Genomic DNA, 16,232 nt, shown 5'->3' with positions numbered 1-16,232 from the left:
CGGAGTAGAGACATGAACAGCACCAACGAGAAGGTTGTCGAAGCACTCCGTGCCGCGATGAAGGAAGCCGAGCGGCTGCGGCGGCAGAACCGGCAACTGGTCACCGCCGCCACCGAACCGATCGCCATCGTCGGCATGAGCTGCCGGTACCCCGGCGAGGTGTCCTCCCCCGAGGACCTGTGGCAGCTCGTCGCCTCCGGCACGGACGCCATCTCCGGCTTCCCCACCGACCGCGGCTGGGACCTTCAGGCCCTGCACACCAGCGGCGTCGACGACCGGGGCACCAGCGTCAGCCAGCGCGGCGGCTTCCTCGGCTCCGTCGCCGACTTCGACCCCGGCTTCTTCGGCATCTCCCCCCGGGAGGCGGTCACCATCGACCCCCAGCAGCGCCTGCTGCTGGAGACCGGATGGGAGGCCTTCGAACGGGCCGGCATCGACGCGACCGGGCTGCGCGGCAGCAGGACCGGCGTGTTCGTCGGCACCAACGGCCAGGACTACGCCTATCTGACCGTCAGGTCGCTGGACGACGCGACCGGCGACGTCGGCACCGGCATCGCCGCGAGCGCCGTCTCCGGCCGGCTCTCCTACGCGCTCGGCCTGGAAGGCCCCGCCGTCACCGTCGACACCGCCTGCTCGTCGTCGCTGGTCGCCCTGCACCTGGCCGTGCAGTCGCTGCGCAACGCCGACTGCTCGCTGGCGCTCGTGGGCGGCGTCAACGTGATGTCCACCCCCGGCTCGCTCGTCGAGTTCAGCCGCCAGGGCGGCCTCGCCCGCGACGGCCGCTGCAAGGCGTTCGCCGACTCGGCCGACGGCACCGGCTGGTCCGAGGGCGTCGGCGTGCTGCTCCTGGAACGGCTCTCCGACGCCCAGCGCAACGGCCACCCCGTACTCGCCGTGGTGCGCGGCTCCGCCGTCAACCAGGACGGCGCCTCCAACGGCTTCACCGCGCCCAACGGCCCCGCGCAGCAGCGGGTCATCCGGCAGGCCCTGGAGCGCGCCGGGCTGTCCCCGGCGGACGTCGACGCGGTCGAGGCCCACGGCACGGGCACCCCGCTCGGCGACCCCATCGAGGCGCAGAGCCTGCTCGCCACCTACGGCCAGGGCCGCGAACGGCCCCTGCTGCTGGGGACGATCAAGTCGAACATCGGCCACTCCCAGGCCGCCGCCGGCGTCGCCGGTGTCATCAAGATGGTCATGGCGATGCGGCACGGCGTCCTGCCGAAGACGCTGCACGCCGACACGCCCTCGTCGCACGTGGACTGGTCGGCGGGCGACGTCTCGCTGTTGACCGAGGCCCGGGACTGGCCCGAGGCGGACCACCCCCGGCGGGCCGGTGTGTCGTCCTTCGGCGTCAGCGGCACCAACGCACACGTGATCATCGAGCAGGCGCCGGCGGACACCGCCGCCGCGGCGCCGGAGGAGCCCGTCCGACGGCCGGGCGCCGTGCCGTGGGTGCTGTCCGGCCGGACCGCCGAGGCGCTGCGCGACCAGGCGGCCGCCCTGCTCTCCCGCCTGGAGCCGGAAACCCGCCCCGCCGCGCTGGACGTGGCCCTGACCCTCGCCACCTCCAGGGCCGGCTTCGAACACCGCCTGGCCGTCGTGGCGGACGACGGCGACGGCCTGCGCGCCGCCCTGACCGCCTGGGTCGCCAACGGCACGGCTCCCGGTGCCGTGGAGGGCCTCGCCACGAGCCGGGCGAAGTCCGCGGTGCTCTTCTCGGGCCAGGGCTCGCAGCGGCTCGGCATGGGCCGTGAGCTGTACGGCTCCTTCCCCGTGTTCGCCGAGGCGTTGGACGCGGTGCTGGCGGAGCTGGACCCGCTCCTGGACCGCCCGCTGCGTGAGGTGATGTGGGGCGACGACGCGGACGAGTTGAACCGGACCGGTTACACGCAGCCCGCGTTGTTCGCGATCGAGGTCGCGCTGTTCCGCCTGGTCGAGTCGTGGGGCGTCACCCCGGACTTCGTGGCCGGTCACTCCATCGGTGAGATCGCCGCGGCCCATGTGGCCGGGGTGTTCCCGCTCGCGGACGCCTGCCGTCTGGTCGCCGCACGGGGCCGGTTGATGCAGGCGCTGCCCGCTGGCGGTGCGATGGTCGCCGTTCAGGCGACCGAGGCCGAGGTGCTGCCGCTGCTGACCGGGGCGGTGTCGATCGCGGCGGTCAACGGTCCGTCGTCGGTGGTGGTCGCGGGGGAGGAGGCGGCGGTCCTCGACCTCGCCGGTCGTCTCGCCGCCGACGGTCGCAAGACGTCACGGCTGTCGGTGTCGCACGCCTTCCATTCGCCGCTCATGGAGCCGATGCTGGACGACTTCCGCGCGGTCGTCTCCGGTCTGTCCTTCACCGAGCCGTCGATCCCCGTCGTCTCCACCCTCACCGGCGCCCTCGCCGGCATCGGGGAACTGTGCGACCCCGATTACTGGGTGCGTCACGCCCGGGAAGCCGTGCGCTTCGCCGACGGGGTACGAGCCCTCGCCGCCGAGGGCGTGGGCACCCTCCTGGAGCTGGGACCCGACGGCGTCCTGTCCGCCATGGCCCAGGAGTCGGTCCCCGCCGGCACCCTGACCGTGCCGGTCCTGCGCAAGGACCGCCCCGAGGAGACCGCCGCCGTCACCGCTCTGGCCCGGCTCCACACGGCCGGCGTGCGCGTGGACTGGGAGGCGTTCTTCGCCGGTACCGGTGCCCGCCGGGTGGACCTGCCCACGTACGCCTTCCAGCACGAACGGTTCTGGCCGCAGGTGTCCATGAGCGCCGGCGACGCCGCCGGGCTCGGCCTGACCCCCGCCAAGCACCCGCTGCTGGGCGCCACGATGGTGATGGCGGGCTCCGACGAGCTGGTGCTCACCGGCACCCTGTCGCTGCGCACCCACCCCTGGCTGGCCGACCACGTCGTCAGCGGCATGGTCTTCTTCCCCGGCACCGGCTTCCTGGAGCTCGCGATCCGCGCCGCCGACGAGGTCGGTTGCGCGTCCGTCGAGGACCTCACCATCGTGGCCCCGCTGATCCTGCCCGAGCGTGGCACCACCCAGGTGCAGATCCACGTGGGCGGCGCGGACGAGGACGGCCGCCGGGAGGTGCGCTTCCACTCGCGCCCCGCCGACGCCCCCGACCAGGACTGGTCCCTGCACGCCACCGGCATGCTCGCCACGGACGAGCGGACGCTGCGCTTCGACGGCGCGCAGTGGCCGCCGCGCGGCGCCGACACCGTCGACCTGGACGGCCTGTACGAGCGCTACGCCGAGACGGGACTGGACTACGGCCCGGTCTTCCGGGGCCTGCGCGCGGTCTGGCGACGCGGCGAGGAACTCTTCGCCGAGGTCGCCCTCGACCAGCGGGTCAAGGACGCCGACGCCTTCGGCGTCCACCCGGCCCTGCTCGACGCGGTGCTGCACTCGACCGTCTTCGCCAGCGCCGACGGCGACCAGCGGGGCCTGCTGCCCTTCTCCTGGAGCGGCGTCTGTCTGCACGCCTCCGGCGCCTCCGTGCTGCGGGTCAGGATCACCAACTGCGGCCCCGACGCCGTCGAACTGATCGCAGTCGACGCCGAGGGCGCCCCCGTCATCTCGGTGACCTCCCTGACCCTGCGGTCCGCATCACCCCAGGCCGCGGCCGCGCACACCCGCCGCGACGAGATGAACTCGCTGTTCCGCCTCGACTGGGTGCCCCAGGCTGTGGCTGCCGACACCGACCACACCAGGTGGGCGGTCCTCGGCGCCGACACGCTCGACCTGGCCGACGCCCTGGAGTCCGCGGGCGTCACCCCGCTCCACGCCGCCACCCTCACCGAGCTGGACGCGACGGCGGAGACCGTCGTCGTCCCCGTCACCGGTGACCCCACCCGCGTCCCCGAGTCGGCGCACGAGGTGACCCACCGCGTGCTGTGCCTCCTCCAGGAGTGGCAGGCCGACGAGCGGTTCGCCCGCTCCCGGCTGCTGATCGTGACCCGGGGGGCCGTCGCGACCGATGACGAGAGCGTCACCGACGTCGCCGCCGCGCCCGTATGGGGCCTGGTGCGGTCCGCGCAGGCGGAGAACCCCGGCCGTTTCCTCCTCGCCGACCTCGACGACTCGGCGGACTCGACCGCCCGACTCACCGCCCTCCCGGGCCTGCTGGAGGCCGACGAGCCGCAGGCCGTCGTCCGCGCCGGCACCGTACGGGTCGGCCGCCTCGCGCGCCTCGCGTCGGCCGGCGCCCTGGTGCCCCCGGCGGGCACGCCGTGGCGGCTGGGCAGCGCCGCCAAGGGCAGCCTCGACGGGCTGGCCCTCCTTCCCTGCCCGGAGGTCCTCGAGCCGCTGACCGGGCGTCAGGTGCGTGTCGACGTGCGGGCCGCCGGCGTCAACTTCCGTGACGTCCTCAACGCGCTCGGCATGTACCCCGGCGAGGCCGGGCTCTTCGGCTCCGAAGCCGCCGGCGTCGTGACCGAAATCGGACCCGACGTCACCGGACTGCGCCCCGGCGACCGCGTCATGGGCATGCTGTTCGGTGGCTTCGGCCCCCTGGGCGTCGTCGACGAACGGCTCCTCACGCCCGTCCCCGACGCCTGGTCGTGGGAGACCGCCGCCTCGGTGCCGCTGGTGTTCCTCACCGCCTACTACGCCATGGTCGACCTGGCCGGGCTGCGCCCCGGCGAGAAGGTCCTCGTCCACGCGGGCGCGGGCGGCGTGGGCATGGCCACCGTCCAACTGGCCCGCCACCTGGGCGCGGAGGTCTTCGCCACCGCCAGCGAGGGCAAGTGGGACGTCCTGCGCTCGCTCGGCGTCGCCGACGACCACATCGCCTCCTCGCGCACCACCGACTTCGAGCACGCCTTCGCCACCGTCACCGACGGCAGCGGCGTCGACGTCGTCCTCAACGCCCTGTCGGGCGAGTTCGTGGACGCGTCGCTGCGTCTGCTGGCGCCCGGCGGCCGCTTCCTGGAGATGGGCAAGACCGACATCCGCGACGCCGACACCCTCCCGGGCGTCGACTACCGGTCCTTCGACCTCGGATTCGCCGACCCCGACCGGATCCGGCAGATGCTGACGGAACTGGTCGACCTGTTCGACCGGGGTGCTCTGCGGCCGCTGCCCATGAAGACCTGGGACGTGCGCCGCGCCAAGGACGCGTTCCGCTACATGAGTCTCGCCAAGCACGTCGGCAAGATCGTGCTGAGCCTGCCCCGCGCCTGGGACCCGGACGGCACGGTGCTGATCACCGGTGGTACCGGTGGTCTGGCGGCCGAACTGGCCCGCCATCTGGTCACCGAGCGTTCGGTTCGTCATCTGCTGTTGGTCAGCCGTCGGGGCCCGGACGCGCCGGGCGCGGCGGAACTGTGTGAGGAGCTGACGGCCCACGGCGCCGAGGTGACGGTCGTGGCGAGTGACATCGCCGACCGTGCCGCTGTGGCCGGTCTGCTCGCCGGGGTCCCGGCCGAGCACCCGCTCACCGCTGTCGTGCACACCGCGGGCGTCCTCGACGACGGAGTCATCGCCTCGCTCACCCCCGAGCGACTCGCCACCGTGCTCCGCCCGAAGGTCGACGCCGCCTGGCACCTCCACGAACTGACCCGCGATCTGGACCTCGCGGCCTTCGTCCTCTACTCCTCCACGGCCGGTGTCATGGGCAGCCCCGGGCAGGGCAACTACGCGGCCGGCAACACCTTCCTCGACGCCCTGGCCCACCACCGGCACAGCCAGGGCCTGCCCGCGACGTCCCTCGCGTGGGGCGCGTGGGAGCAGGGCGCCGGCATGACCAGCACCCTCGACGACCGCGACGTACGCCGCATCAGCGGCGGCGGTATGCCGCCCCTGTCGGTGGAGCTCGGCCTTGCGCTCTTCGACGCCGCCACCACGACCGACGAGGCACTGGTCGTCCCGCTCCCCATCGGCTCCGGCTCCGGCGCGCTGCCCTCGGCGGACGGCCTGCCGGCCGTCCTGCGCGGCCTCGTCACGACCGGCCGCCGCTCGGTGGCGAGCAGCGCCGCGCGCGCCTCCCGCAAGGACCTGGCCCAGCAGCTCGCCGGGCTCGGTGACGAGGAGCGCCTGCGGTTCCTGGTCGACCTCGTCCGCGCCGAGGCCGCCGTCGTCCTCGCGCACCCCTCACCCGAGGCCATCGCCGCCGAACGGGAGTTCCGCCGGCTCGGATTCGACTCGCTGACCGCGATCGAGCTCCGCAACCGGCTGTCGACCACCACCGGCATCGCCCTGTCCGCCACCCTCGTCTTCGACTACCCCACCCCCAGAAGGCTCGCGGAGTACCTGCGCGACGAACTGGTGGGCGCGGACACCGAAGCGACGGGCGGCACCCCCGCGCCGAAGGCCGCGGCGACGGACGAGCCGATCGCCATCGTCGGCATGAGCTGCCGGTTCCCCGGCGGCGTGGACTCCCCGGAGGCCCTGTGGAACCTCATCGCCTCCGGCGGTGACGCGATCTCGGGATTCCCCGACGACCGCGACTGGGACCAGCACGCCATCGGCGGCGGCGACCTCACCGGCGCCGGCGGCTTCCTGCGCGGCGCGGCCGACTTCGACGCCGGATTCTTCGGCATCTCCCCGCGCGAGGCCCTGGCCATGGACCCCCAGCAGCGCCTGCTGCTGGAGGTGTCGTGGGAGGCCGTCGAGCGCTCCGGGCTCGACCCGGCGGCGCTGCGCGGCAGCCGCACCGGTGTCTTCGTCGGCGTGAGCGGCCAGGACTACTCGACGCTCATCATGCGGTCCAAGGACGACGTGGAAGGCCACGCGACCACGGGCCTCGCGGTCAGCGTCGCCTCCGGCCGACTGTCCTACACCCTCGGCCTCGAAGGCCCGGCCGTCTCGGTCGACACGGCCTGTTCCTCGTCGCTGGTGTCCCTGCACCTCGCCGCGCAGGCACTGCGCAGCGGCGAGTGCTCACTGGCCCTGGCGGGCGGTGTGACGGTGATGTCCACCGCGATGGGATTCGCCGGGTTCTCCCGCATGGGCGGGCTGGCCAACGACGGCCGGTGCCGGGCGTTCTCGGACGACGCCAACGGCACCGGCTGGTCCGAAGGCGTCGGCATGCTGGTCGTCGAGCGACTGTCGGACGCGCAAGCCAACGGCCACCGCATTCTCGCGGTGGTGCGCGGCTCGGCCGTCAACCAGGACGGCGCGTCGAACGGTCTGACGGCCCCGAACGGACCCTCACAGCAGCGGGTCATCCGCCAGGCACTGGAGAACAGCGGTCTGTCCCCGGCCGACGTCGACGCCGTCGAGGCCCACGGCACGGGCACCCCGCTCGGTGACCCGATCGAAGCCCAGGCGCTGCTGGCGACGTACGGGCGTGACCGTGAGGCGGACAGCCCGCTGTGGCTCGGCTCGGTGAAGTCGAACCTCGGTCACACGCAGGCCGCGGCCGGTGTCGCCGGTGTCATCAAGATGGTGATGGCGATGCGGCACGGTGTGCTGCCGCGCACGCTGCACGTCAGCGAGCCGTCCTCGCACGTCGAGTGGTCGGCGGGGTCGGTGGAGCTGCTGACCGAGCAGACGGCCTGGCCCGAGGGCCGGGTGCGCCGGGCGGGTGTCTCGTCGTTCGGCATCAGCGGGACGAACGCGCACGTCATCGTCGAGCAGGCGCCGCAGGTCACGGCACCGGCGGAGCGTCCCGACGTGGTGCCCGGTGTGGTGCCGTGGGTGGTGTCGGCCAAGTCCGAGGCCGCGCTGGACGCGCAGCTGGACCGGATGCGGTCGTTCGCGGCCGACGGCACGAACGACACCGGCTCGGTGGACGTCGGCTTCTCGCTGGCGACGGCACGCTCGGCGTTCGACCATCGTGCGGTGTTGCTGTCCTCGGCCGATGGTGTGGTCGAGGTGGCGCGTGGTGTGGCGGTCGATCGTCCGTTGGCGGTGTTGTTCTCGGGTCAGGGTTCGCAGCGGCTGGGGATGGGCCGGGAGCTGTACGGGTGTTTCCCGGTGTTCGCGGCGGCGTTGGACGAGGTTCTGGCGGAGCTGGATCCGTTGCTGGAGCGGCCGTTGCGTGAGGTGATGTGGGGTGACGACGCCGAGGCGTTGAACGAGACGGGTTGCACGCAGCCTGCGTTGTTCGCGGTCGAGGTGGCGTTGTTCCGTTTGGTGCGTTCGTGGGGTGTGAAGCCGGAGTTCCTGGCAGGTCATTCGATCGGTGAGGTGACGGCCGCGTATACGGCGGGCGTGTTCTCGCTGCCGGACGCCTGCCGACTGGTCGCGGCACGCGCCGGGTTGATGCAGGCGCTGCCCGCGGGCGGTGCGATGGTGGCCGTGCAGGCATCTGAGGCGGAGACGCTGCCGTTCCTCACCGACGAGGTGTCGATCGCCGCGGTCAATGGCCCTTCGTCCGTGGTGATCGCGGGCGAGGAATCTGCCGTGCTGGAGATCGCCGGCCGTCTGTCGGCGGAGGGGCGTAAGACGTCGCGGTTGTCGGTGTCGCACGCGTTCCACTCGCCGCTGATGGAGCCGATGCTGGAGGACTTCCGGGCGGTGGTCGAGGGCTTGACGTTCAACGCGCCGTCGGTTCCGGTGGTCTCCAACCTCACCGGCCGACTGGCTGCCCCCGACGAGCTGTGCTCGCCGGAGTACTGGGTGCGGCACGTCCGGGAGGCCGTGCGTTTCGCCGACGGGATACAGACCCTGATCGGTGAGGGCGTGGGCACGCTCCTCGAACTGGGGCCGGACGGTGTGCTCTCCGCGATGGCCGCCGAGTCGGTGTCCGAGGACACCGTGCTGGTTCCGGTCCTGCGCAAGGACCGGCCGGAGGAGACGGCCGCTGTCACCGCTCTGGCGAGACTGCACACCCGCGGTGTGTCGGTGGACTGGGAGGCGTTCTTCGCCGGTACCGCCGCCCGCCGGGTCGACCTGCCCACGTACGCCTTCCAGCGTGAGCGGTACTGGCCGCGACTGGCCGACGCCGCCGCCGTCGCGACCGGCACGGACGCCGTGGACGCGGAGTTCTGGGCCGCGGTGGAGCGCGAGGACATCGCGTCCCTCGCGTCGAGCCTGGAGATCGACGGGGATTCACTCGAAGCCGTGCTGCCCGCGTTGACGTCATGGCGCACCCGACGTCGTGTGCAGTCGGCGGTGGACTCCTGGCGCTACCACGAGGTGTGGCGCCCGCTCACAGGTGTGTCCTCCGCCGCGCCGTCCGGGACATGGCTGGTGATCACCTCCGCCGGCGTCACCGACGAGGCGTGGGTCGCCTCGGCCGTCGCCGCGCTCGGCCCCGACACGGTCCGCCTCGACGTCGAAGGCCAGGACCGCGCGCGACTGGCCGGGCGGCTCGCCGAACTGGCCGCTAAGGGAGCGGAGTTCACGGGCGTCGTGTCCCTGCTGGCGCTCGACGAGACGTGCGGCGCCACGGATGTTCCCGCCGGTCTGATCAGTACCACCGTCCTCATCCAGGCGCTGAACGACGCCCGGATCGCGGCTCCGCTGTGGGCCGTCACGCGGGGCGCGGTGTCCGTCGGCCGCTCCGACGGGCTGCCCAGCCTCGTGCAGTCCGCGGTCTGGGGCCTCGGCCGGGTCGCCGCGCTGGAGTACCCGGGACACTGGGGCGGGCTGGTCGACCTGCCGGAGACGCTCGACGAGCGGTCCGCACGGCGCTTCGCCGCCGTCCTGGCGGGCGTGGGCGGAGAGGACCAGGTCGCCGTCCGGGCGTCGGGTGCCTTCGGCCGCCGACTGGTGCCCGCGCCGAGCGGTGACCAGGAGAAGCGCTGGGAGCCCTCGGGCACCGTACTGATCACCGGCGGCACCGGTGCGCTGGGCGCGCACGTGGCCCGCTGGCTGGCCCGGCACGGCGCGCGGCATCTGCTGCTGCTGAGCCGCCGTGGCCTCGCGGCGCCCGGTGCACCGGAGCTGCGGGACGAACTGACCGCGCTCGGTGCCCAGGTCACCATCACCGCCTGCGACGCCTCCGACCGGGCCGGCCTCACGGCCGTCCTCGCGGCCGTACCGGAGGAGTTCCCGCTGACCGGGGTGGTGCTCGCGTCCGGCACGCTGGACGACGGTGTGCTGGACGGGCTGACCGAGGACCGGTTCGAGGCGGTGTTCCGGTCGAAGGTCGCCCCGGCGTTCCTGCTGGACGAGCTGACCCGTGAGATGGACCTGTCGGTGTTCGCGCTCTTCTCGTCGGTCTCGGGAGCCGTCGGCAACCCCGGCCAGGCGAACTACGCGGCGGCCAACGCCACACTCGACGCGCTCGCCGAGCGGCGGCGCGCGGCCGGACTCCCGGCGACGTCGATCGCCTGGGGCAGCTGGACCGGTGACGGCATGGCCGACCGCGCGGACGCCGAGGACGTCCGGACCGGTGCCGCCGTCCTCGACCCCGAGTCCGCGCTCTCGGCGCTGTCCCAGGTGGTGGTGGAGCCGGCCGCGACGGTCGTCCTCGCCGACCTGCGCAAGCCGCGCGCCCTGGAGGCGCTGCTGACCGTCCGGCCGAGCCCGCTGCTCGATGAACTGCCCGAGGCGCTCCGGGTGGCCGAAGCCGTCCGTGAGGCGCGCCGGGACGGCGAGTCGGCGGCGTCCGGGCTGCGTGAGCGGCTGCGGGGCGCGACCGGGCCCGAGCGGCTGACCCTGGTGCTCCGGGTCGTCCGCGAGCAGGCCGCCACCGTCCTCGGCCACTCCGGAGCCGAGGCGATCAGCGGCGACAAGGCGTTCCGGGACTTCGGCTTCGACTCGCTGACGGCCGTGGAGCTGCGCAACCAGCTCACGGGCGCGACCGGACTGCCCCTGCCCACCAGCCTCGTCTTCGACTACCCCACCCCGCGCGCCCTCGCCGAGCACCTCGTGACCGAGCTGGTGGGCGAGCCGGCCGACGCCGCCGCGCCCGTCCCCACCGCCCCCGTGGCGTTCACGGACGACCCGATCGCGATCGTGGGCATGGCGTGCCGCTTCCCCGGCGGGGTGTACTCGCCGCGGGACCTGTGGGAGATGCTGGCCGAGGGCCGCGACGGGATCGCGGAGTTCCCCACGGACCGCGGCTGGGACCTCGACCTCCTCGCCGGCGGCGGGCAGGGCGCCAGCGCGACCGGCAAGGGCGGTTTCCTGTACGACGCGGCCGACTTCGACGCCGGGTTCTTCGGGATCTCACCGCGTGAGGCGGTGGCGATGGACCCGCAGCAGCGCCTGCTGCTGGAGGTGTCCTGGGAGGCGTTCGAGCGCGTCGGGATCGACCCGGCGGCGCTGCGCGGCAGCCAGACCGGTGTCTTCGTCGGAACCAACGGGCAGGACTACGCGAATCTCGTCCTCAAGGCGCGCGACGACGTGGAGGGCCATGCCGGTACCGGGCTCGCGGCCAGCGTCATCTCGGGCAGGCTCTCGTACACGTTCGGTTTCGAGGGCCCCGCGGTGACCGTGGACACCGCGTGCTCGTCCTCCCTGGTGTCCCTGCACTGGGCCGCGCAGGCCCTGCGGTCCGGCGAGTGCTCGCTGGCGCTGGCCGGTGGCGTCACCCTGATGACGACCTCGACGAGCTTCGCCGGCTTCAGCCGCCAGGGCGGTCTGTCACCGGACGGGCACATCAAGGCGTTCTCCGACGACGCGGACGGCACCGCCTGGTCGGAAGGCATCGGCATGCTCGTCGTCGAGCGGCTCTCCGACGCGCGGGCCAACGGGCATCCGGTGCTGGCCGTCGTCCGCGGCTCCGCGATCAACCAGGACGGCGCGTCGAACGGTCTGACCGCGCCCAACGGCCCCTCCCAGCAGCGGGTGATCCGCCAGGCCCTCGCGAGCGGTGGTCTCTCGCCCGCCGACGTGGACGCGGTCGAGGCGCACGGCACCGGCACCAAACTGGGCGACCCGATCGAGGCCCAGGCGCTGCTCGCCACGTACGGGCAGGACCGCGACGCCGAACGTCCGCTGCTGCTCGGTTCCGTGAAGCCGAACCTCGGTCACGCGCAGGCCGCGGCGGGCGTCGCCGGAGTCATCAAGATGGTCATGGCGATGCGTCATGGTGTGCTGCCGCGCTCCCTGCGGGTGGGAACCCCGTCGTCGCAGGTCGACTGGTCGGCGGGGGCCGTGGAGCTGCTGACCGAGGCGGCGAAGTGGCCGGAGTCGGGACGCGTCCGCCGGGCCGGTGTGTCCTCGTTCGGCATGAGCGGTACGAACGCGCACGTGATCCTCGAGCAGGCCCCGGCCACCGAGCCGGTACCGGCCGAGGAGCCGGCGGTTTCGCCGGGTGTGGTGCCGTGGGTGGTGTCGGGCAGGACCGAGGCGGCGTTGGACGCCCAGGTGGCCAGGCTGCGGTCCTTCGTGGCCGACGACGACACCACCGCTTCCTCGCTCGACATCGGGTTCTCGCTGGCGGCGGGCCGGTCGGTGTTCGAGCACCGGGCGGTCCTGCTGTCCTCCGAGGGCGGCGTCGTCCAGGCGGCCCGCGGTGCCCTGGCCGACCGCCGACCGGCGGTGCTGTTCTCGGGACAGGGTGCGCAGCGGCTGGGCATGGGCCGGGAGCTCTACGAGCGTTTCCCGGTGTTCGCCGAGGCCCTGGACGCGGTTTTCGCCGAGCTGGACCTGTCGCTGGACCGGCCGTTGCGTGAGGTGATGTGGGGTGACGACGCCGAGGCGTTGAACGAGACCGGCTTCACCCAGCCCGCGTTGTTCGCGGTCGAGGTGGCGCTGTTCCGGCTGGCGGAGTCCTGGGGGATCACCCCGGAGTTCGTGGCCGGTCACTCCATCGGTGAGGTGGCGGCCGCGCATGTGGCGGGTGTGTTCTCGCTGACGGACGCCTGCCGTCTGGTGGCCGCGCGCGGTCGGCTGATGCAGGCCCTGCCCGCCGGCGGTGCGATGGTGGCCGTGCGGGCCACCGAGGCCGAGGTGCTGCCGCTGCTCACCGACGAGGTGTCGATCGCGGCGGTCAACGGTCCGTCGTCGGTGGTCGTCTCCGGCACCGAGGACGCCGTACGGGAGATCGCGGACAAGCTGGCGGCCGAGGGCCGTAAGACGTCGCGGTTGTCGGTGTCGCACGCGTTCCACTCGCCGCTGATGGAGCCGATGCTGGAGGACTTCCGCGCGGTGGTCGGCGGCCTGACGTTCCACGCGCCGAGGGTGCCGGTGGTCTCCAACCTCACCGGTCAGGTGGCTTCCTCCGACGAGCTGTGCTCGCCCGGGTACTGGGTGCGGCACGTCCGCGAGACCGTGCGCTTCGCCGACGGGGTACGGACCCTGGTCGGGGAAGGCGTGAACACGCTCCTGGAGCTGGGGCCGGACGGTGTGCTGTCCGCGATGGCCGCCGAGTCGGTACCGGACGTCACTGCCCTCGTGCCGGTCCTGCGCAAGGACCGCCCGGAGGAGACCGCCGCCGTCACCGCCCTGGCCAAGTTGCACGTCCAGGGCGTCCCCGTCGACTGGGCGGCGTACTTCGCCGGGACCGGCGCCCGCCGGGTCGACCTGCCCACGTACGCCTTCCAGCACGAACGCTACTGGCCGCGGGTGTCGGCCGGCGTGGGTGACGTGTCCGGCCTGGGGCTGACGTCCGCCGAGCACCCGATGCTGGGTGCCGCGGTGGCCATGGCCGGGTCGGACGAGGTGGTGCTGACCGGCAGGCTGTCGCTCGCCACCCACCCGTGGCTGGCGGACCACCGGGTCGGCGGTGCCGTGGCACTGCCGGGTGCCGGCTTCGCGGAACTCGCCGTCCGGGCGGGGGACCAGGTCGGCTGCGACCGGGTGGACGCCCTGACGCTCCTGGCCCCGCTGACGCTGCCCGAACAGGGCGCCGTGCAGCTCCAGGTGCGCATCGGTACCGCCGACGACCAGGGCGGGCGCCCGCTCGGCGTGTACTCCTGCCCCGAAGGCGTACCGGGTGCGCCGTGGACGCGGCACGCCGACGGCACACTCACCGACGGTGCCGAGGACGCCGCCGCCGGATTCGACGCGACCACCTGGCCGCCCAAGGGCGCCGAGTCGGTGGACCTGGAGGGCTACTACGACGACTCGGCCGAGGACGGTGTCGCCTACGGGCCACAGTTCCAGGGGCTGAACGCGGTATGGCGGCGCGGCACCGAGGTATTCGCCGAGGTCGCACTGGCCGAGCAGACGGAGGACGCGACGGCCTACGCCGTGCACCCCGCACTGCTCGAAGCCGTCGTCCAGGCCGCGGGTTTCGCGATGCCGGAGGAAGCGGCGGACGGGCTGGTGGCCGCCTCGTTCAGCGGCCTGTCCCTGCACGCCGGGGCCGCGTCGAGCGCCCGGGTACGCCTGGCCGCCACCGGCGCGGACTCGGTGGCGCTCGCCGCGGTCGACATCGAGGGCGCCCCGGTGTTCTCGGTGGAGTCGCTCGTCCTGCGCCCCGCCGAGGCGGGGGAGGCGACCACCGTCGGCGCCACCGAGCGGGTGGCGACCCTGCGCGTCGAGTGGCCGGCCGCGCCGACCGCCCACACCCCAGCGCGCGACGGCGGCCGGTGGGCCGTCGTCGGCGCTGACCCGTTCGGCCTCGGTGACGCCCTGGAGTCGGACAGCGGACGGTCCGTGCGGCGGGTCGACTCGCTGACGGCCCTGTTCGACGGCGAAGGAGCCGTCCCCGGCACGGTCGTGGTTCCCGTCGTCGGCGTTCCCGCCGGTGCCACGGAGCCGCTGCCCGCGTCGGTGCGAGCCGTCTCGGCCCGGGTGCTGGGGCTGCTGCAGGAGTGGCTGGCCGACCGGCGACTGTCCGCCTCACGGCTGGTGTTCGTCACCCGCGGCGCCGTCGCCGTGGGCGACGAGGACGTGCGCGACCTGGCCGCCGCCGCGGTGTGGGGCCTGGTGCGGACCGCCCAGGTGGAGAGCCCCGGCAGCTTCCTGCTGGCCGACCTCGACGACACCCTTCCGCAATCCGCGGTCCCCGCTCTGCTGGCCGCCGACGAGGACCAGTTGGCGGTGCGGGAGGGCACCGTCCGCGTCGCGCGGCTGGCCCGCGTGGACCGGGAGGACGTGCCGGGCGTACGGGCCTGGGACCCCGACGGCACGGTGCTCATCACCGGTGGCACGGGTGGCCTGGGCGGAGAACTGGCCCGGCACCTGGTCGCCGAGAAGGGCGTGCGGCACCTGCTGCTGGCCAGCCGCCGGGGGCCGGACGCGCCCGGGGTGACGGAGCTGGAGGCGGACCTGACGGCCGCCGGGGCCGAGGTCACCGTCGCCGCCTGTGACATCGCGGACCGCGCCGAGGTGACCGCGCTGCTCGCGTCGGTCCCCGCCGGGCACCCGCTGACGGCGGTCGTGCACACGGCCGGTGTGCTCGACGACGGTGTGCTCGCCTCGCTGACGCCCGAACGGCTGGCCGGGGTCTTCCGGCCGAAGGTGGACGCGGCGTGGAACCTGCACGAGGCGACGCGCGAGCTGGACCTGTCGGCGTTCGTCCTGTACTCCTCCGTCTCCGGTGTGCTGGGCAGCCCCGGCCAGGCCAACTACTCGGCGGGCAACGCGTTCCTGGACGCGCTGGCCCACCACCGCCGCGGCCTGGGGCTCGCGGCGATGTCGGTGGCCTGGGGCCCCTGGGGCCAGGGCAGCGGCATGACCAGCGCCCTGAGCGCCGCGGACATGGAGCGCATGACGCGTTCCGGGATGCCGCCGCTGACCCTCGAACAGGGCATGACGCTCTTCGACGAGGCCTTCGACCTGAACGAGGCTCTGGTGGTCTCCCTAGGGCTGACGGCTGAGGGCTCCTCTCGATCGGCCGGTGAGATACCGTCGATTCTGCGCGGGCTGGTACGGACCCGCCGCCGCACAGCGGCATCCGGGATGCGGGCCACCGGCCTGCTCCAGCGCTTGGAGGGGGTGCGCGAGAACGAGCGGGTGCGGCTTCTCGTGGACCTGGTACGGGCCGAGAGCGCCGGTGTGCTCGGCCACGCCGCACCGGACGCCGTCGCCGGCGACCAGGACTTCAGCCGGTCGGGCTTCGACTCCCTGACCGCGGTGGAGCTGCGCTCCCGGCTGACCGCCAGGACGGGGGTGTGGCTGCCGGCCACCCTGGTCTTCGACTACCCCACGCCCGTCGCCGTCGCCGAACACCTCGCGGCGGCCCTGACGGGCGCCGAGGACCCCGCGGACAACCCCTCACCGCTGGCCGAACTCGACCGGCTCGAGGCGGCCTTGGCGGCCGGCGACCACGACGAGGCCACCAGGTCCGGAGTCGCGGTGCGGCTGCGGCAGTTGCTGGCGCGGTGGAGCGGATCCGACGCCGAGACCGGCGCGCTCGAGGTGACGGAACGGATCGAGGCGGCGAGCGCCGACGAAATCCTTGCCTTTATTGACAACGAGCTCGGCCGGTCGACGGACCTCTGACTCCCGGTCGAACTCCCTTT

The 16,232-nt window shown here is 73.6% G+C and carries 1 protein-coding gene; it reads left to right on the top strand.

Going from position 1 to position 16,232, the window contains the following annotated elements; genetic code table 11:
* Positions 1–12: 12 nt before the first annotated feature.
* Positions 13–16,212, top strand: coding sequence for a type I polyketide synthase (locus ACZ53N_RS03975; protein ID WP_469139395.1), 16,200 nt, complete (start codon positions 13–15; stop codon positions 16,210–16,212).
* Positions 16,213–16,232: the final 20 nt, after the last annotated feature.

This window comes from Streptomyces sp. NPDC033229 (assembly GCF_055576875.1).
The sequence above is the reverse complement of the archived record's forward strand: the minus strand, read 5'-3'. Positions and strand labels throughout refer to the sequence as shown.